General features: G+C 62.5%; 20 protein-coding genes and 1 pseudogene. 11 read left to right on the top strand and 10 right to left on the bottom strand.

What is annotated here, in order from left to right; translation table 11 throughout:
* The first annotated feature begins 91 nt into the window (after nucleotides 1-91).
* The 4 genes from V1277_RS34190 to V1277_RS34175 all read left to right on the top strand — a co-directional run bounded on the left by V1277_RS34190 (nucleotide 92) and on the right by V1277_RS34175 (nucleotide 3796).
* Entirely contained in the window at nucleotides 92-2440 is a 2349-nt protein-coding gene (locus V1277_RS34190) for a xanthine dehydrogenase family protein molybdopterin-binding subunit (RefSeq protein ID WP_334420124.1), read from the top strand.
* Between the two features lie 117 nt (nucleotides 2441-2557).
* Entirely contained in the window at nucleotides 2558-2872 is a 315-nt protein-coding gene (locus V1277_RS34185; RefSeq protein ID WP_334375796.1) for an ArsR/SmtB family transcription factor, read from the top strand.
* 2 nt (nucleotides 2873-2874) lie between these two features.
* Nucleotides 2875-3339, top strand: a complete 465-nt coding sequence (locus V1277_RS34180; RefSeq protein WP_334420122.1) for an SRPBCC family protein — start codon at nucleotides 2875-2877, stop codon at nucleotides 3337-3339.
* A gap of 40 nt (nucleotides 3340-3379) precedes the next feature.
* Nucleotides 3380-3796, top strand: a complete 417-nt coding sequence (locus V1277_RS34175) for a GFA family protein (protein ID WP_334420121.1) — start codon at nucleotides 3380-3382, stop codon at nucleotides 3794-3796.
* Between the two features lie 41 nt (nucleotides 3797-3837).
* On the opposite strand, the gene V1277_RS34170 is transcribed toward V1277_RS34175, so the two are convergent.
* The gene (locus V1277_RS34170) at nucleotides 3838-4794 is read right to left on the bottom strand and encodes a LysR family transcriptional regulator (RefSeq protein WP_334420119.1); all 957 of its coding nucleotides are present in this window, start codon (nucleotides 4792-4794) and stop codon (nucleotides 3838-3840) included.
* A gap of 124 nt (nucleotides 4795-4918) precedes the next feature.
* On the opposite strand from V1277_RS34170, the gene V1277_RS34165 reads away from it, so the two are divergent.
* The 3 genes from V1277_RS34165 to V1277_RS34155 all read left to right on the top strand — a co-directional run bounded on the left by V1277_RS34165 (nucleotide 4919) and on the right by V1277_RS34155 (nucleotide 8162).
* On the top strand, nucleotides 4919-5875 hold the full coding sequence (locus V1277_RS34165; RefSeq protein ID WP_334420117.1) for a hydroxymethylglutaryl-CoA lyase: 957 nt from the start codon (nucleotides 4919-4921) through the stop codon (nucleotides 5873-5875).
* Nucleotides 5872-7089, top strand: coding sequence for a CaiB/BaiF CoA transferase family protein (locus tag V1277_RS34160; RefSeq protein WP_334420116.1), 1218 nt, complete (start codon nucleotides 5872-5874; stop codon nucleotides 7087-7089). The genes V1277_RS34165 and V1277_RS34160 overlap by 4 nt, the downstream gene beginning before the upstream one ends.
* Nucleotides 7090-7166: 77 nt before the next feature.
* Entirely contained in the window at nucleotides 7167-8162 is a 996-nt protein-coding gene (locus V1277_RS34155) for a Bug family tripartite tricarboxylate transporter substrate binding protein (RefSeq protein ID WP_334420115.1), read from the top strand.
* An 825-nt stretch (nucleotides 8163-8987) separates the two neighbouring features.
* On the opposite strand, the gene V1277_RS34150 is transcribed toward V1277_RS34155, so the two are convergent.
* Nucleotides 8988-9164, bottom strand: coding sequence for a DUF2934 domain-containing protein (locus V1277_RS34150; RefSeq protein WP_334420113.1), 177 nt, complete (start codon nucleotides 9162-9164; stop codon nucleotides 8988-8990).
* A 172-nt stretch (nucleotides 9165-9336) separates the two neighbouring features.
* On the opposite strand from V1277_RS34150, the gene V1277_RS34145 reads away from it, so the two are divergent.
* Nucleotides 9337-10011: a hypothetical protein gene (locus tag V1277_RS34145; RefSeq protein WP_334420112.1), complete on the top strand. Its 675-nt coding sequence runs from the start codon at nucleotides 9337-9339 to the stop codon at nucleotides 10009-10011.
* 70 nt (nucleotides 10012-10081) lie between these two features.
* On the opposite strand, the pseudogene V1277_RS34140 reads toward V1277_RS34145, so the two are convergent.
* Together V1277_RS34140 and V1277_RS34135 are read right to left on the bottom strand one after the other, a co-directional pair.
* A pseudogene (locus tag V1277_RS34140) lies at nucleotides 10082-10424 on the bottom strand (transposase); the annotation flags it as partial.
* Between the two features lie 58 nt (nucleotides 10425-10482).
* Nucleotides 10483-10845 carry a hypothetical protein gene (locus V1277_RS34135; RefSeq protein WP_334420111.1) on the bottom strand — a complete coding sequence of 121 codons (363 nt, stop codon included), beginning with the start codon at nucleotides 10843-10845 and terminating at the stop codon, nucleotides 10483-10485.
* 321 nt (nucleotides 10846-11166) lie between these two features.
* Here V1277_RS34135 and V1277_RS34130 point away from each other — a divergent pair, with 321 nt between their 5' ends.
* Nucleotides 11167-11382 (top strand): hypothetical protein, encoded by a 216-nt coding sequence (locus V1277_RS34130; protein WP_334375787.1) that lies wholly within the window; start codon nucleotides 11167-11169, stop codon nucleotides 11380-11382.
* Nucleotides 11383-11403: 21 nt separating this feature from the next.
* Here V1277_RS34130 and V1277_RS34125 read toward each other — a convergent pair whose 3' ends face one another.
* From V1277_RS34125 to V1277_RS34105, 5 genes are read right to left on the bottom strand one after another with little or no spacing between them, the layout of a single operon-like run.
* Complete coding sequence (locus V1277_RS34125; protein WP_334420110.1) at nucleotides 11404-11865, bottom strand: DUF1801 domain-containing protein; 462 nt, start codon at nucleotides 11863-11865, stop codon at nucleotides 11404-11406.
* 16 nt (nucleotides 11866-11881) lie between these two features.
* On the bottom strand, nucleotides 11882-12355 hold the full coding sequence (locus V1277_RS34120) for a DUF1801 domain-containing protein (RefSeq protein WP_334420108.1): 474 nt from the start codon (nucleotides 12353-12355) through the stop codon (nucleotides 11882-11884).
* Nucleotides 12356-12380: 25 nt separating this feature from the next.
* Complete coding sequence (locus V1277_RS34115) at nucleotides 12381-12587, bottom strand: hypothetical protein (RefSeq protein WP_334420106.1); 207 nt, start codon at nucleotides 12585-12587, stop codon at nucleotides 12381-12383.
* A gap of 44 nt (nucleotides 12588-12631) precedes the next feature.
* Complete coding sequence (locus tag V1277_RS34110; RefSeq protein WP_334420105.1) at nucleotides 12632-13063, bottom strand: SRPBCC family protein; 432 nt, start codon at nucleotides 13061-13063, stop codon at nucleotides 12632-12634.
* Nucleotides 13060-13383 (bottom strand): ArsR/SmtB family transcription factor, encoded by a 324-nt coding sequence (locus V1277_RS34105; protein WP_028346443.1) that lies wholly within the window; start codon nucleotides 13381-13383, stop codon nucleotides 13060-13062. Before V1277_RS34105 ends, V1277_RS34110 begins: the two co-directional genes overlap by 4 nt.
* Nucleotides 13384-13667: 284 nt before the next feature.
* Between V1277_RS34105 and V1277_RS34100 the strand changes: the two genes are divergently transcribed.
* On the top strand, nucleotides 13668-14315 hold the full coding sequence (locus tag V1277_RS34100) for a class I SAM-dependent methyltransferase (RefSeq protein WP_334420104.1): 648 nt from the start codon (nucleotides 13668-13670) through the stop codon (nucleotides 14313-14315).
* 8 nt (nucleotides 14316-14323) lie between these two features.
* Here the strand turns inward: V1277_RS34100 and V1277_RS34095 are convergent, their stop codons facing one another.
* Nucleotides 14324-14728 carry a four-helix bundle copper-binding protein gene (locus V1277_RS34095; protein WP_334420103.1) on the bottom strand — a complete coding sequence of 135 codons (405 nt, stop codon included), beginning with the start codon at nucleotides 14726-14728 and terminating at the stop codon, nucleotides 14324-14326.
* Between the two features lie 268 nt (nucleotides 14729-14996).
* On the opposite strand from V1277_RS34095, the gene V1277_RS34090 reads away from it, so the two are divergent.
* On the top strand, nucleotides 14997-15326 hold the full coding sequence (locus V1277_RS34090) for a hypothetical protein (protein ID WP_334420102.1): 330 nt from the start codon (nucleotides 14997-14999) through the stop codon (nucleotides 15324-15326).
* Nucleotides 15327-15346 lie beyond the last annotated feature (20 nt).

The following is a 15346-nucleotide window of genomic DNA, read 5'->3' as shown; positions in this document are numbered from 1 at the left end:
TCATTGACGATTTTTAATTTGGACCGATGCCGGGCGGGATGACGAGGGCTTCCGATTGCCTTTGTCGCTGCCTAATTCCATACAGCTTCACATGACCGAACCGTTATTGGGGCGCAGCCTCGACCGCCTTGAAGACGCGCGCTTCGTGCAGGGGCGCGGGCGCTACGTCGCAGATCTCGTGGCGCCGGACGCGCTTCATGGCGTCGTCGTTCGCTCGCCGCACGCGCATGCACGCATCACCGCGATCGGCGTCGAGGCGGCGCGCAGGATGCCCGGCGTCGCGGCCGTGCTCACGAGGGCCGAATTGGCATCCGACGATATCGGCCCGTTGCCGTGCGCGGTGACCAGCATCCCGATGACCACGCCGCTCGTGGTGCCGCCCTGTCACGCGCTGGCGTGCGGCGTGGTGCGCCATGTCGGCGAGCCGGTCGCGTTCGTGGTTGCGGAAACCGCCGAAGCCGCGCGCGATGCCGCCGAGGCTATCGCCGTCGACTATGAGCCGCTGCCGCCGGTGGTCGCGATCGCAGCGGCGATTCTGCCGGATGCCCCGTCGATCTGGCCGGAGGCTACTGGCAACATCGCGTTCCAGTTCAACCGCGGCGAGATCGGCCCGGTGGAAGCGGCGATCCGCGCCGCCGCGCACGTCGTGGAATGCGAGCTGGTCAACAACCGCGTCGTCGCCGCGCCGCTGGAGACACGCGGCGCGATAGGGCAGTTCGATGCCGCGAACGGCCGGCTGCACCTGACTGCCTCCGCCGCCGGCGCGCACGCCATCCGCGACCTGCTCGCCGACCGTGTCTTTCGCATCGGCCGCGAAAAACTTCGCGTCAGCATTCCCGATGTCGGCGGCGGCTTCGGGATGAAGAACGTGCTCTATCCGGAATGGGTGCTGGTGCTGTGGGCGGCGCGCCGGCTCGGCCGTCCCGTCACGTGGATCGGCGATCGCAGCGAGGATTTTACCGGCTCCGCGCATGGCCGCGACAGCATCGTCCGAGCCCGCCTGGCGCTCGATCGCGATGGCCGCTTCCTGGCGCTCGACACCAATGTGTTCGCCAATCTCGGCGCCTATGTCTCGACGGTGGCGCCGGCCGTGCCGACCATGGCGATGGCGAGCGCGATGGGCGGTGTCTACGACATTCCGTTGATCGCATTCGAGACCAAGGGCGTGTTCACCAATACGACGCCGATCGATGCCTATCGCGGCGCCGGCAAGCCGGAGGCGAATTATCTGATCGAGCGATGCATCGATATCGCGGCCCACCAGCTCGGGATGGATGCGCTGAAGCTGCGGCGCAAGAACATCATGCGTCGTTTTCCCTACAGCAGCGCGATGGGACTTTCGGTCGAGCAGGGCAGCTTTGCCCACGCCATCGATCACGCCGCCACTGCCGCGGAAGGCTTCAAGGCGCGCCAGAGAATTTCACGCAAGCTGGGCCGGCTGCGTGGCCTCGGGCTTGCCTGCTTTCTCGAGACCGCGCGCGGCCAGCCCAATGAAGTGGCGGAAGTGCAGTTCGGTGAGGACGGCCTGATCGACCTGAAGGTCGGCACGCATTCCAGCGGCCAGGGCCATGAGACCACCTATGCGCAGATCGCGGCCGACGCGCTCGGCCTGCCGCTGGAGCGCTTCCGGTTTCGGCAGGGCGATACGGACGATCTCGATTCAGGCGGCGGCCATGGCGGGGCGCGCTCGATGCACCAGGGCGGCACCGCGCTGTTGATGGCGGCGGAAGGCCTGATCGAGAATGCGCGGCGGCTTGCCGCGCGCCTGCTGCAGGCCGGCGTGGATGCGGTTCAGTATGAAGCAGGCCAGTTGCGCGTGGCCGCGACCGGGCAGGAGATCAGCCTCGATGAGGTGGCGCGCACCTCGTATCAGCTTGCCGGCGACGACGTCGCGCCCGGCCTGCCGCACAGGGCGACTCATCTGTGCGACCGCTACACCTTTCCCAACGGCTGCCATGTCGCGGAAGTCGAGATCGACCCTGAGACCGGCGAGGTGAGGCTCGACCGTTACGTCATCTTTGATGATTACGGCCGCCTGCTCGATCCCCGCCAGACGCTGGGGCAGGTGCATGGCGGCGTGGTGCAAGGCATTGGGCAGGCGCTGTTCGAGCACGCGCTGTTCGATGCGGAGACAGGACAGATTCTGTCCGGCTCGCTGATGGATTATGCGCTGCCGCGCGCAGGCGATCTTCCCGCGTTCGAAGGCGATCTCACGCCTGATTTTCCAAGCCGTGCCAACCGGCTCGGCGTCAAGGGGAGCGGTCAGGCCGGCGCCATCGCAGCACCCGCCACGATCATGAACGCCGTGATGAACGCGCTCGCGCCGCTCGGTGTGCAGCATCTCGACATGCCCGCAACGCCCTCGCGCATCTGGCACGCGATCAAGACGGCAGAAGCGCGATCGCGTCAGCGCACGGACACGACGTCCGCCGATCAATAGTCCTGATCTTCCGTTCCTAATCACAGCAAGGTGACGAATGACCTGATGGACGGGCTTGGCTATTGCTTGACATGCAGGTATTTACCTGCATGTTATGATCTTCATAGAGTGAGACCGATGCAGGCCGATAAGGTTTTCAAAGCGCTGGGCGACCCGACACGCAGAAAGCTGCTTGATCTTCTCTGTGAGAAGAACGGGCAGACGCTCGGTCAGCTTTGCGAAAACCTGGAGATGGCCCGGCAATCCGCCACGCAGCACCTCGAAATCCTGGAGGCGGCCAATCTGGTGAGCACGGTCAGGCGCGGCCGGGAAAAGCTGCATTTCATCAACCCCGTGCCGCTTCATGAGGTCTACGAGCGGTGGGTGCGGAAATTCGAACGACAGCGGCTCAGCCTGCTGCACGATCTGAAGAAAGAACTCGAAGGAGAATAGCAATGACCAAAGAGACAACCAGCTTTGTCTACGTGACCTATATTCGCTCGACGCCGGAAAAGGTGTTCGAGGCCATCACGAAGCCCGACATCGCAAGGCGCTACTGGGGCCACGAGAACGTCTCCGACTGGAATCCCGGGTCGAAATGGGAGCACGTCCGCGCCAATGATCAACGGAGCGTCGAACTGGTCGGCAAGGTCATCGAAGTCTCGCCGCCGACCCGTCTCGTCATCACCTGGGCGAATGCGTCGCAGGCCTCCGATCCTTCCGCCTACAGCCGGGTGACGTTCGAGACCGAGGAATACGAGGACATGGTCCGGCTGACGGTCACCCATGACGAACTCGAAGCCGGCAGCGGGATGGCGAACGGGATCAAGAAAGGTTGGCCGGTCGTGCTCGCCAGCCTGAAATCCTTGCTGGAAACCGGCCACGGCCTCGACGTTTTCGCCAAGCCGAAATCGGCCTGATCCCTTGCCGTGTCAATCAATCAGAAGCGGGAGAATGACCATGACCAAGCCCTTTATCGGCGGGTGTGCGTGCGGCGCGATCCGTTTTGAGACGAGCAGCGAACCGCTCGTCGAGAGCCACTGCCAATGCCGCGATTGCCAGAAACGAAGTGGCACGGGCCATGGATCCTACCTGGTCTTCCCCCGGCGAGCCGATGTGGCAATTACGGGCGAAGCGAAAGAATGGCGGGTGGCGGACGACAATGGGAATGAAAAGGTCCACGCCTTCTGCCCGACCTGTGGAACGCCGGTCTACCTGACATTCGTCGCCAATCCGGAACCGATAGCGGTCCACGCGGCCAGCCTGGACGACCCAAGCCAATTCAATCCGCAACTAATCACGTACGGCGTCCGCGGCCATGCGTGGGACATAATGGATTCCTCGTTGCAGAAATTCGAGCGAATGCCGCCCAGATAATTTCGCGGGAAGAAGCACGCGTGTTGCAGAGTGTCGTGAACCTAGATCGCGGCGCGCTTGCTCCGCCGGCTGTTTCCCTTTGCCGGCCATCGACCCGCGCTGACCGCTGAGCGGACCACCTCGACCATTGTCTTGCGTACCTCGAGAAAGGCTTTTGTTTGCGGACGGTCCGCGAGCGAAACCAGCGCGCACGAGCGCGTCAGCGGCGGATCGATGATACGTCGGGCGTGATATTTCTCCGCCGCCAAATCGGCGAGGACGGTTGCGCGGGAGAGGATCGCGCATCCTAAACCAGCCTCGAGCGCCATTCGCAATGCCGACAACGAATCGACTTCGAGCGTTTCGCTTGGCGTGATCTGATTGCGCAGAACCTGGGTCTGGATGATCGCCCGCGAAGCCGGCATCGGCGTCAGTCCAACCACGCTTCGTTGCGGGATGGCGGAGAAGGCGATCGGACTGCACGATCGGCCGATCAGGCTCGGATGTCCGACGAGATAGAGATCTTCGTCCTGTAGCCACTCGACGTCCAGGCGGGCATCCCGGGGAGGATTATAGGTGAGTGCGAGATCGACCGTCCCTGAGAAGACGCGTTCGATCAGCGCCGGCGACAACGCCTCGACGACGGTCAGGTGTACGCCTGGGGAATTTTTTCGCACCGCCTTCATGACGTCGAGCGCGACCATGGAGATCGCGGTATGGCTGAGGCCGAGGCAAACCGGACCGGTCACGGCCTCATTGAAAGTCCTGACATCCTCTTCCGCCTTGCCGAGTGCCGAAAGGACGGCGCTGGCGTGCTCGTAAAGCCGCCGGCCGGCCGCAGTCAGCGCGATCCCGCGCGACCTGCGCTCCAGCAACTTCACGCCCAGATCGGTTTCGAGCGCGGCGACGTGATGGCTCAGCGCCGACTGGGCGACATTGAGCGCCTCCGCAGCCCGCGACAGTACGCCGGCGTCGGCGATGGCGATGAAATAGCGAAGCTGCCGCAATCCGAGCGCCATAGAACCGCTCCTTGCCATCGAATTTTTAGAACATAATGATCTTCATATTATATTTGTCAGATACCGATGCGCACGGCAAGCTCGCCCGCAATCAAACAAGGACGGCCCGGAGGAGCGTCGACGCATGGACCTGCCTGATAGCGTCGTCATCAGCGAGGAGGGGCCGCGCGAAGGCTTTCAGATCGAGCCGGGCCCGATCGCCACCGTCGACAAGATCGCGCTGATCGACGCGCTCTCCGCATGCGGGCTTCGCCGGATCCAGATCGCTTCCTTCGTCAATCCCAAGCACGTCCCGGGTTGGGCCGACGCCGAGGCCGTGATTGAAGGGTTCACTTCGCATGAAGGCGTCGAATACTCCGCATTGTGGTTCAACGAGAGCGGCTTGCAGCGCGCGCTGGCGTTCAAGGGGAAGCTGACCCTAGCCGGGTTCATCTCGCTGAGCGCATCCGAGCCGTTCGCGATCAGGAATCTCAACCGTGACCGCGCCGGACAGGTCGAAGCCATGCGCAAATATCTCCGCGTGCACCGGGAAGCTGGCGTGCCGATTGCCAAGATCATCATCATGGCCGCGTTCGGCTGCAACTTTGCAGGCGACGTCTCACCGGCAGAGGTCGTCTCGACAGTTTCGGACGGGCTCGCCATTGCGCGCGAAGCCGACGTCGAGGTGCGCGACGTTGCGCTGGCAGATTCCATGGGCTGGGCCACGCCGAGGAGGGTTGCAGCAGCGGTCGGTGCCGTTCGCGAGCGCTGGGACGATTTGCGGATCGCGCTTCACCTCCACGATACGCGCGGGCAGGGCATCGCCTGCGCCTATGAGGGCCTGCGGCTCGGAGTCACGGCTTTCGATGCGGCGGTAGCAGGGCTCGGCGGCTGTCCGTTTGCCGGCCAGCCGGGCGCGCCGGGTAACATCGCCACCGAAGAGCTCGCGTTGCTGTGCGAGGAGATGGGCATCTCTACCGGCCTGAATATCGAGGCGTTGATCGAGGCCGGGCGTCTTGCCGAGCGGATCGTCGGACACCGGCTGCCGAGCGCGGCGCTGCGATCGGGGACGCTTGCCGCATTCAGGAGACCGGCTGCATGACGACTTCTTCCAAACCGCTTGCAGGGCTGAAGGTGCTCGACTTCGGTCACACCATCATGGGCCCGTGCGCGGGCGTCCTGTTTGCCGATCTCGGCGCCGACGTGGTGAAGATCGAGCCGGCCGACGGCGATCCGACGCGGCGGTTGCCGGGTTTCGCCGCCGGCTTTTTCGCGACCTACAACCGCAACAAGCGCTCGATCGCGATCGACCTGAAGCGGCCCGAGGGACAGGCGATCGTGCATCGGCTCGTGAAGGATACCGATGTCGTGTTGGAGAATTTCGGCCCGGGAACGATCGAGCGGCTGAAGTGCAGTTGGGAGGATCTGCGCCGGATCAACCCGCGTCTTGTGTACCTCTCGATGAAAGGATTTCTGAAGGGACCGTACGAGAGCCGCGGCGCGCTCGATGAAGTGGTGCAGATGCAGTCCGGGCTTGCCTATATGACCGGCCCGCCGGGGCGGCCGCTGCGCGCGGGCGCGCCGGTCATCGACATTCTCGGCGGCGTGTTCGGCGTGGTAGCCGCGCTGGCCGCGCTGCGCGAGCGCGACGTCACCGGCGTGGGGCAGAAGGTCGCGAGTTCGCTGTTTGAAAGCGCAACCTTCATGCTCGGCGCGGTCGTCGTCGGCAGCGCGGTTACCGGCGGACCGATGCCGCCGATGCCGGCACGGAAAAACGCCTGGGGCGTGTACGACGTTTTCACCGCTTCCGACGGCGGCCAGGTCTTCATCGGCTGCACGTCGGACGGACACTGGCAGCGCTTCTGCGACGCGTTCGGCTTCGATGACTGGTGCGATGATCCGAGGCTCGTCGGCAACGCCAATCGTTGCGAGGCGCGCGCGTGGATGCTCCCCGAACTGGAGCGGCGGATCACGAAACTGCCGCTGAACGAAATCCTCGAAAAGTGCGAGGCGGCGCGGGTCGCCTATTCGCGCGTGGGGCGGCCCGACGAATTGTCGACCGATCCGCACCTGCTTGCCAATGGCGGCCTGCTCGCAACCGCTGTGTCGGCTTTCGGCGGCGGACCGCTGGTCGGAATTCCGGCGCTGCCGGTGGAATTCGGCGAGGCCCGCGAACGGCCGGGCCTTGCGCGCCAGCCGCCGCGGGTCGGCGAGCACGCCGATGAAATTCTGCAAGCGGCCGGATATTCGGCGCACGAGATTGCCGATCTGCGCTCGGCCGGCGTTCTTGGCGCGGCTGCGAGTATGCCTGCATAGAAGCGAACAACACGAAGCGAACAATGAAAAGAGCGGTCCAACCGCCATAACGCCAATGGTCAGGGAGGAGGCGGAACATGATTTCCGACAGACTGTTTCGAGCGAAGGCATTCATTCTCGGCGTGGCGGTCGTCGCGATGGCGCTGGTTGCGATGGTGCCAAGCGCCACGGCGCAGCCATACCCGTCGCGGGCGATCACCATCCTGGTCGGCTATTCCGCGGGCGGACAGGCCGACGCGCTGGCCCGGACCATCGGCAAGCAGCTCGGCGAGAACCTCAAAGTATCCGTCGTCATCGAGAACAAGACGGGCGCCAACGGCATGATCGCGGCGCAGGCGGCGGCTCGTGCCGAGCCTGACGGATACACGATCCTGATGGTGACGGATGCGATGGTCACCATCGATCCGCACCTTGCCACCAGCAACCATTTCGACCTTTCGGCGGCGATGGAGCCGGTCGTCAACGTCGCGTGGTCGCCGCTCTTGCTTGCCGCGGCCAACAATGTGCCGGCGAATTCGGTTGCCGAGTTGGTCGCTTTGGGCAAGCATAAAACGCAGAATTTGAGTTTCGGCAGCTCCGGCAGCTCCACGCCGCACCGCCTCGCCGGCGAGATGCTGCAGAAATACGGCGGCTTCACCATGACCCACATTCCCTACAAGGGAACGGCGGCGTCGGTGAATGATCTCCTGGGCGGGCAGATTCCACTGCTGTTCGGCGCACCCACGGCGGTGGAGCCGCTGGCTGCGGCCGGCAAGATCAAGCTGCTCGGCGTCACGTCGGAGAAGCGCTTCCCGTCGCTACCCAACGTTCCCGCCATCAGCGAAACCTTCGAGGGGTTCAAGATCATCAGCTATATCGGCTTCATGCTGCCGAAGAAGACCCCGACGGCTGTCATCGCGACCTTGAACAAGGAGGTGAATGCGGTGCTTGCCACTGACACGATGCGCGCATGGCTGGACAAGCAGGGCATGGTCGCCGTCGGTGGCACGCCTGATGATTTCAAGCGCCAGATCGGGGTCGACTATCAAGCGCGAGGTGAGCTCGTCCGCGCTCTCGGCATCACCGCCGAGTGAGCGCGGGAGCGCCGCAGCGCGCGGAGCTGTGAGGAGAACGGCGACGGCTTCCTGCGCTGATCGGGCCGTGGCTAGGGCGTGTACTCATTAAGCGACTGACTGATGTCCGCTCAACCCTCAACAGCGGCGGAATAGCGGACATAGCCCGATGTCGCAGAAGGGCCAACAGGCGACATTTGAAAATGAAAGAGGCCGCCAACTGAGGCGGCCCCTTTTCGACTAGCAAATCGTGCACTTCTTTGATTCGTGCTTCGATGGCTATTTCTGTGTAGGCGCGGGCGGCGTTGCAGGCGGCGAGGGCGTGGTCGCGGCTGGAGGTGTTGATGTTGTCGTAGTCGTACCGGATCCGCCGTAAATATAAATGAGCACTCCAGCAAGAATAGCCACCACGGCAGCGATCAGTATGTTTCTATTGAGAGGCGTCATGACAAGTTGCTCCGCCGTAAGTTAACCGTCGCCTCCAGGCTTAGATTACTCGCTTCTGGGCAATCACCCAAACTGGGCCACCCCGAAATTCAAACTGGGCCAACAGTGCCAAAATCTGGCACGGCAGACTGTTCCTTATCCTGCATTCGCCGCTGGAATCCGATTGACGTGAGCCGACGCTGTTTCCTGGCTGAGATGAGGCATTCAAGTCGCTGATCGCCCGCTTGTTCAAAGCCTGCTTCGCGAGTTGCATTGCGGTCAATGCGCAGCGCTCAAGCCGTCGGCAAGTGCCGACCGAAAACTGATCTGCCGATTTGCTCCTTCAACCGTTCGGTTCAGGAGCACTCATATTGCGGCCGGATCAATGCAGTTTTGTAGCAGATCCAGTCGAAGGTAAAGTCATAGCCGCCCTTTACAATCCGAAGCTGGATTGTTGCCTTCATTGGATTTGGCACCTTCCTTGAGTTCTCGCGCGGCCTGACGATAAAACTCTTCGTCTCTACCTTTCGGCTCGCCTGCTTGCTGCCACAGCTCGTAAGCTCGCCGTGTAATCCCCATTTGTTGGCCATTATCCATGATATCTCTCCTTCCGAAGCGCTCGCGGAGAAACGGAATATGGATACCTCTCTTAGGCGCTCTGCCATGGAGCTTGTCGCTCAGGCGTTGACGCGTCCGTACGCGAGAATATGTTGATCTCGCAAAAGGATCATCAATAAATCGCGAGCCCGCGTCAGGAAAAACCTGTCAAATGCGCCATCTGCAAATACATCAGTTGTGCTTGTTCAGGCGCTCTTACCGAGTCGCTAGTTGGCATTCGCGCATAAGCCGACGGTTCTTATGGGCCATTTTGTTTATTTTGGTGTTCCCCGCCTACCGCCTAGCCGGGGAAGGGAAACCCATCAGCATCACCGTGGCGGCCGACCACACGAAGGCCAACGGAGAACCCTGGGACGGCATTTCAGGCCTTGGCGGGGGGCGCGGTCCGGCGGCCATTCCCATCCCCCACAAAAATGCGCCGGATCTGGCGGTCTGCGTCGTTCGTTTGGAAACGCCTCCGGAATGCAGCATGCGGTATGTGAACTTGAAGCAATATTCGCTTTGCCAGAACAGCTATGATTGCATTTTCAAGCGGGTGAGCATCCCTGATGGTCCTTTCGGGCTCATCATTCTGGATTTGGACTTGCGGCGGCATGACCTAGTTGGTTTCCTTTTAATGACGGCTGGGAAGGCTCTTACTCCTGACCAGCGAGCCGCTTTGGAAAGTGAGATTCGGAGAAGAGCCGACCAGTTAGCGCCCGCTTTTTCCCAAGGAGAGAAGCAACGCAGGTTGAGGGAGATGCTCGTTGTTCCGATGGACCGCTGCGCCGAAGCTAAGGGTTGCAGGCTCGTCCAATCCGAAATCCGCGTGAACTCGGCCGAGTGATCCTTGCCGGGGCAGTTCCGTCCCGTCGCGACGTCAAAGGTGATACGAGCGTCAAGCCGCCCCTGACGCGCCGCCGCTCCACCTTCGCCCGTGTGAAGTTCCTGTCCCGGTTGTTCACGGCTTTGAACCTGCTGTCATCGATGGCCACGCGCGCCGTCGCAAAAAGACTCGTCTCGCGGCAGAGTTCGAACGCGCGCGCATGCCTTGCGTAGCGCCAGGCCATTGTCTTCGCGGAAGTCGGCAATCGTCTTGTGATCGGGAGCGAGCCGACCCAGCAGCCACATCATCTCGACATTGCGCCCGGCCTCTCGCTCCAGCCGCCGGCTGGACTGAACCCGGTTCAGATAGCCGTAAATGTAAAGCTTAAGCAGAACCGAGGGATGGTACGAGGGCCGACCAGTTGCCGCCGGCAAGCCGATGCTACCGAACAGGCCGCGCGGCGTGCCGCGGGTGAATGATCGTCGTGTCCTCCTAGTACAGCCGCATCGGCAGCGGCAACTGGACGTCCCGATAGCGGCCCTCGTAGCGATCGACAAAATCCTGCAGGAAAAACGGAATGTCGCGTAGCTGGAGGTCGCAATGTCGCCGCAGCTCGTGCGCGACATCTGCCGAGGCGTCACGACACCACCCCTCGGCGGGATTGAAAGCAACCACCCGGATCGGATTGGTGTACTGGCCGGTAAGCAGGTCCATCACAACCGGCTCAAATCCCGGGCTCTCGGAACTGACTTCTGCCCAGACCCGGCCGTGTTCCAGGGAATCATGCTCGACGATATAGACGTCGTGCTCGTCACCATGTGGCACGATCGATGGACCCGAGCCGGCGTTACGCATCAACAACTCCCGGACTGCAGAACGGAGAATCAAGCTGGCTTTTTTCGATTCGTTCCATATCGGGCAGAGAGGCGGACGGCCGCACAGCGCGCCGCTGTTCTTGCTCAATAGCAAGCATGCGCCGCGCACCGGCGACTGCGTTCCGGCGCAGGAACATTTAGCAGGGCCCTACTTCACCGATTTTGTTCGCGTCATTGGAACGATTCAAGTTCGGGAAAATTATGCAATCTGTGTCAGGGATAGACACATGAACTCGAGCGGCTGCCGATGCAGTCCCGTTTACATGGCGCATCGGCGACCGCTTTCTTTTAGCCGCCGGCCATGAAGGATTTTGCAAACGCGTCGTTCCCGCCCGAAGTCATCTCGGTGATGGAGCAGGCGCTTGACGCCGCCGTCGCGACGCTCCCGGAGCCCGTCCATTCCCACTACGTTCAAGTGATCGCGGAAGCGATCCTGCGCGCCGCTCACAGCGGAGAGCGGGACCCGGTTGTCCTGCAACGGCTCGCATTGCTGGAACTGCAGCTTCATCGCCGGTGAGAGCTAGCCGCCTCCGTTTGCTCAAGCGCTCTTTGATTTCTTCCGAGCGCTGGCGGGTCGTGCGGCCGCTCGCTTCGACGTATTCAGTGCCACGGCCTCGCGAATGAGCGCCTTCAATGCCTTTTCGTCGATCTTGTCGCCTTCATGGAAATCGATGGCGCGCCGGGTGTTGCCCTCCAGGCTGGAGTTGAAGAGGCCTGACGGGTCCTCCAGCGAGGCGCCCTTGGCGAAGGTCATCTTCACGACCGCCTTGTACGTCTCGCCGGTGCAGATGATGCCGTCGTGCTCCCACACCGGAACGCCGCGCCACTTCCACTCCTCGACCACTTCGGGATCGGCCTGCTTGATGATGCTTCTGATACGCGCGAGCATCTCGCCCCGCCAATCGCCCAGCTCCTTGATTCGCCCATCGATGTACTGAGAGGGAGAGCTTCCGCCTTTTGCTTCGCTCGCGCCGCTCTTCTTCATTGTTGCTTTCTTCATGGCTGTTGCCATTCGCTCACAATCGTTCGCCGGGCAATTGGCTCGCTTGCTTCACCCAGGCAACAAGCTGCGCTTCGTCAAGTCCGTCCTCATAGATGTCGAGATAACGCACTTCATTGTGCTTGGACTCGCCGGGCGGGACAGGGCGCAGCGACGTGCCGCGGAAGAAGGTCACTTTGACGTATTTGGTGAAGCAGTGGTAGGCGAGGAACCAGCCGCCCCGATCCTCGACGCCATAAAAGGGCGTGTTCCATTTGACCGCCTTGTGCACGCCAGGGACGGTGCGCACGATCAGCGCATCGAGCTGGCGCCCAAGGTCGCGTTTCCAGCCCGGCATGGCCGCGATGTAGGCCTGCACGGGGGCATCGCCGTATCCCTTTGCGATCTGAGGATTGCCGCCTGAGAGGAGGGTAGGCTTTGTTGCTGCGAGCCGCTTGGCAGCGGCCTTCTTTGCGGCCTTCGCCGGCCTTCTCGATGTCGTTTGCGCCATCGCGTTCATTCCTGTCGCCGCTGCGTCAGCCGCTGCGCCATTTGGCGGCATAGGGTAGCACGAACATGTACAGACCCGTGAACAGGAGCAAAAACAGCGGGAGTAGCGGCGAGTAGACAACCAAGGTCGGAGGTTCCCCCAATCCCATGGCGACGAAGTTGGCGATGACGGTCGCCGTGAAGGCGATCGACAGCCAGCGGTGGATTTGCCGAACCCAGTTATTCCAATTCAATGCGACCTCCTTTGAAGGCGAGTGGAAGCGTAACGCGGCGGATTTCAGTCCGTCCGCGCCACAAGCTCTTCCAGCTTCGCGAAGAATTGCTGCCATCCGGCGTGGGCGCCGCCATAGGCCTGCTTCTGATCGGGTCGGAAGCCCGTCTGCTCCATGCGCAGGTGGGTCCCGGTGCCCGTTGGGGTGAGCGTAAAGGTCACCACGCTCTGCAGATCGTAGGCCGCATCGTCGTGCTTGAAATTCCAGGTGTAGGACAGCGTCTTGTTCGGCTCGATGGCGAGGACCTCGCAGTCCAGCACGCCGCCCCATTCGCCGCGAAGATTGAAGCGATGGCCCACGGCCGGCTTGAAGTCGTTCTTCATGAGCCACTCCTCGATCAGGTGCGGTTGCGTCAGCGCGCGCCAGAGCTTTTCCGGCGGATGAGCTATCTCGCGTTCGACGACGACGGAACGCGTTTCGGTCGCACGATTGGTCATTGGTCCATCCGTTTGAGCAGGTCTTCGAGATCGTCGAACCGCCTCTGCCAGAAACCGGCCATCTCGCTTGTCCAGTCGATCAGCGGGGCGAGGGCGCCGAGCTGCGCGCTATAATGCGTCTGGCGGCCTTCGTGGCGGTCGCGCACCAGCCCCGCCTGTTTCAGAACGCCAAGATGCTTCGAGACGGCCGGCTGCGAGATCCCGGCCCGAGCCGTCAGCGCCCCGACCGTCTGCTCTCCTTCGCGGCACAGCCGCTCGAAGATCGCCCGACGGCTCGGGTCGGCGAGTGTCCTGAACAGCACATCATGAGCGTTGGGCATTCGAAATCTATAACTCGCTGGTTATAGATAGGTACATAACCGTCGGGATATGTGTCAGTCAAGTGGGGGAATGCGGAACAAGTGGTGGCGTCGTCTGGCGCGCCTCAAGCGCTGCAATTTGACGTCAGTAAGCTACCGCTGGATGAATGCCGTGCAGGTTATGCATTATCTTGATCTTGCGAAGTCGAGCTGCGGGTGCGAGCGCCGACGGCATGGTCCCCCCTCGTTGTCGAGGACGATAGGGATGACCAGATATTCAACGTCATATACAGCGAGGGGGTCCTATGGGAGATGCCGGCCGCCAGGCCCATTGGGAGAACGTCTACACGACAAAGGGCGAGAACGAGGTTAGCTGGTTTCAGCAAAGGCCGGCTCCTTCGCTCGACCTGATCGTGCAGGCGGGGGTGACGCCCAAGTCGGCCATCATCGACATCGGCGGCGGCGCCTCGCGGCTGGTCGACAGTCTCGTCGAGCAGGGATTTGAGGATGTCACCGTGCTCGATCTTTCCGCCGCGGCGTTGGCCGCTGCCAAGCGCCGCCTGGAGAGCCGCCTTGTGAGCCACCTTGGCGCCAGTGCCGGGCGGGTTAGCTGGATCGTCGCGGATGCGACGACCTGGGAGCCGGTCAAGCCCTACGACATCTGGCACGATCGGGCGGCGTTCCACTTTCTCACCGACCCAGGCGATCGCGCCGCCTACATCGACCGCCTTAAGCGGGGCCTGAAAATCGGGGGGCACGCCATCATCGCCACCTTTGCGCCCGACGGCCCTGAAAAGTGCAGCGGCCTGCCGGTTGCGCGCTACGACAGCGAGAGTCTCGGACGGACGCTCGGCGCCGCGTTCAAGCTGGTCCATACGCAGCGGCACGATCACGCTACGCCGTGGGGGTCCCGGCAGGCTTTTCAGTTCAGCGTGTTCCGGCACGAGGGCTGATCGCCGCGCTAATGCGCCATGCCGCGTGAGACCTCCTGGCAAGCTTCCATGCAGCGGCGGCAGCTTTCCGCGCAGATCCGGCAATGTTCGTGCATGGCTGCGTGCCGCTGGCATTCCTCCGCGCAAAGCCGGCAGGCGGCGGCGCAGACGCTGAGCATGCGGCGCATCACTTCGTCGTCGAAACCCGTTCGGCGGGTCATAATGCGGCCGGTGATATTGCAGATGTCGGCGCAATCCTGGTCCAGGCGGATGCACTGGGTCAGCTCCTGTACCATGCGCTCCGACAGGCAGGCGTCGGCGCAGGAGGTGCAGGTCTGGGCGCAGGAGTAGCATTCCTCGATGCAACGGATCAGGGCGTCGCTGATCTGGCCTTGGACGGCCGGGTGGGTGCCAATCATTTCGCGGGCGTGCATGGCTGGGCTCCTTGCTGAGGACAGACCACCGCCGGGGGGGGCGGTCGCTAGCTCAAGTCGCGGCCTTGAAAAATGTTCTGGGCAGCCGGCCATATGAATTGGGTCGCGGCGGGGTTTGATTCATCGCAATGCGATCGTCATCCGCTGGGCATAGGTTAACGAAGCCCGCGGTTTCGTGATGGAACTCCGCTTCCCATCAGGGGCCGGGATGTGCGAAACTGGACCCGTGAAATACTCAATTCACCTTTGCCGGCTGCTGGCGATTTTTGTGATCGTCGGCCTCGTTGTCGCCCCGCTCACGGCGCGGGCGAATACGGGCGCCATGGCACCAATGGCCATGAAGGCGATGTCCGACGACGCGGCCATGTCCGACGACATGCCGTGCTGCCCGGAGAAATCGGTGCCGATCGATTGCGATCAGTGCCCGCTAATGGCGCTTTGCATGTCGACGACGTTGCAGGCGCCGCTGCCGGCCGGCATTGCCGAAATCCAGCCCGTGACGCTTCGGATGCTGCTGCCCGGCAGCGATCCGGAAGTGGAAAGCCTCGGGTATTCACCTCCGCCAAAACCTCCCCGGTCCCTGGTCCTTTCGGCGTAACGCCGGAATCTCGCGGCGCT

Origin of the sequence: Bradyrhizobium sp. AZCC 1588 (assembly GCF_036924735.1) — a bacterium.
Lineage (GTDB): Bacteria > Pseudomonadota > Alphaproteobacteria > Rhizobiales > Xanthobacteraceae > Bradyrhizobium.
The sequence above is the reverse complement of the archived record's forward strand: the minus strand, read 5'-3'. Positions and strand labels throughout refer to the sequence as shown.

What these genes read in the sequence shown, in the direction of transcription:
- V1277_RS34190 (WP_334420124.1), top strand. Translation starts at nt 92, where the DNA reads ATGACCGAACCGTTATTGGGGCGCAGCCTCGACCGCCTTGAAGACGCG.
- V1277_RS34175 (WP_334420121.1), top strand. Translation starts at nt 3,380, where the DNA reads ATGACCAAGCCCTTTATCGGCGGGTGTGCGTGCGGCGCGATCCGTTTT.
- V1277_RS34160 (WP_334420116.1), top strand. Translation starts at nt 5,872, where the DNA reads ATGACGACTTCTTCCAAACCGCTTGCAGGGCTGAAGGTGCTCGACTTC.
- V1277_RS34170 (WP_334420119.1), bottom strand. Translation starts at nt 4,794, where the DNA reads ATGGCGCTCGGATTGCGGCAGCTTCGCTATTTCATCGCCATCGCCGAC.
- V1277_RS34180 (WP_334420122.1), top strand. Translation starts at nt 2,875, where the DNA reads ATGACCAAAGAGACAACCAGCTTTGTCTACGTGACCTATATTCGCTCG.
- V1277_RS34135 (WP_334420111.1), bottom strand. Translation starts at nt 10,845, where the DNA reads ATGCGTAACGCCGGCTCGGGTCCATCGATCGTGCCACATGGTGACGAG.
- V1277_RS34120 (WP_334420108.1), bottom strand. Translation starts at nt 12,355, where the DNA reads ATGGCGCAAACGACATCGAGAAGGCCGGCGAAGGCCGCAAAGAAGGCC.
- V1277_RS34185 (WP_334375796.1), top strand. Translation starts at nt 2,558, where the DNA reads ATGCAGGCCGATAAGGTTTTCAAAGCGCTGGGCGACCCGACACGCAGA.
- V1277_RS34150 (WP_334420113.1), bottom strand. Translation starts at nt 9,164, where the DNA reads ATGGATAATGGCCAACAAATGGGGATTACACGGCGAGCTTACGAGCTG.
- V1277_RS34100 (WP_334420104.1), top strand. Translation starts at nt 13,668, where the DNA reads ATGGGAGATGCCGGCCGCCAGGCCCATTGGGAGAACGTCTACACGACA.
- V1277_RS34165 (WP_334420117.1), top strand. Translation starts at nt 4,919, where the DNA reads ATGGACCTGCCTGATAGCGTCGTCATCAGCGAGGAGGGGCCGCGCGAA.
- V1277_RS34110 (WP_334420105.1), bottom strand. Translation starts at nt 13,063, where the DNA reads ATGACCAATCGTGCGACCGAAACGCGTTCCGTCGTCGTCGAACGCGAG.
- V1277_RS34145 (WP_334420112.1), top strand. Translation starts at nt 9,337, where the DNA reads ATGCGCCATCTGCAAATACATCAGTTGTGCTTGTTCAGGCGCTCTTAC.
- V1277_RS34095 (WP_334420103.1), bottom strand. Translation starts at nt 14,728, where the DNA reads ATGCACGCCCGCGAAATGATTGGCACCCACCCGGCCGTCCAAGGCCAG.
- V1277_RS34105 (WP_028346443.1), bottom strand. Translation starts at nt 13,383, where the DNA reads ATGCCCAACGCTCATGATGTGCTGTTCAGGACACTCGCCGACCCGAGC.
- V1277_RS34125 (WP_334420110.1), bottom strand. Translation starts at nt 11,865, where the DNA reads ATGAAGAAAGCAACAATGAAGAAGAGCGGCGCGAGCGAAGCAAAAGGC.
- V1277_RS34130 (WP_334375787.1), top strand. Translation starts at nt 11,167, where the DNA reads ATGAAGGATTTTGCAAACGCGTCGTTCCCGCCCGAAGTCATCTCGGTG.
- V1277_RS34155 (WP_334420115.1), top strand. Translation starts at nt 7,167, where the DNA reads ATGATTTCCGACAGACTGTTTCGAGCGAAGGCATTCATTCTCGGCGTG.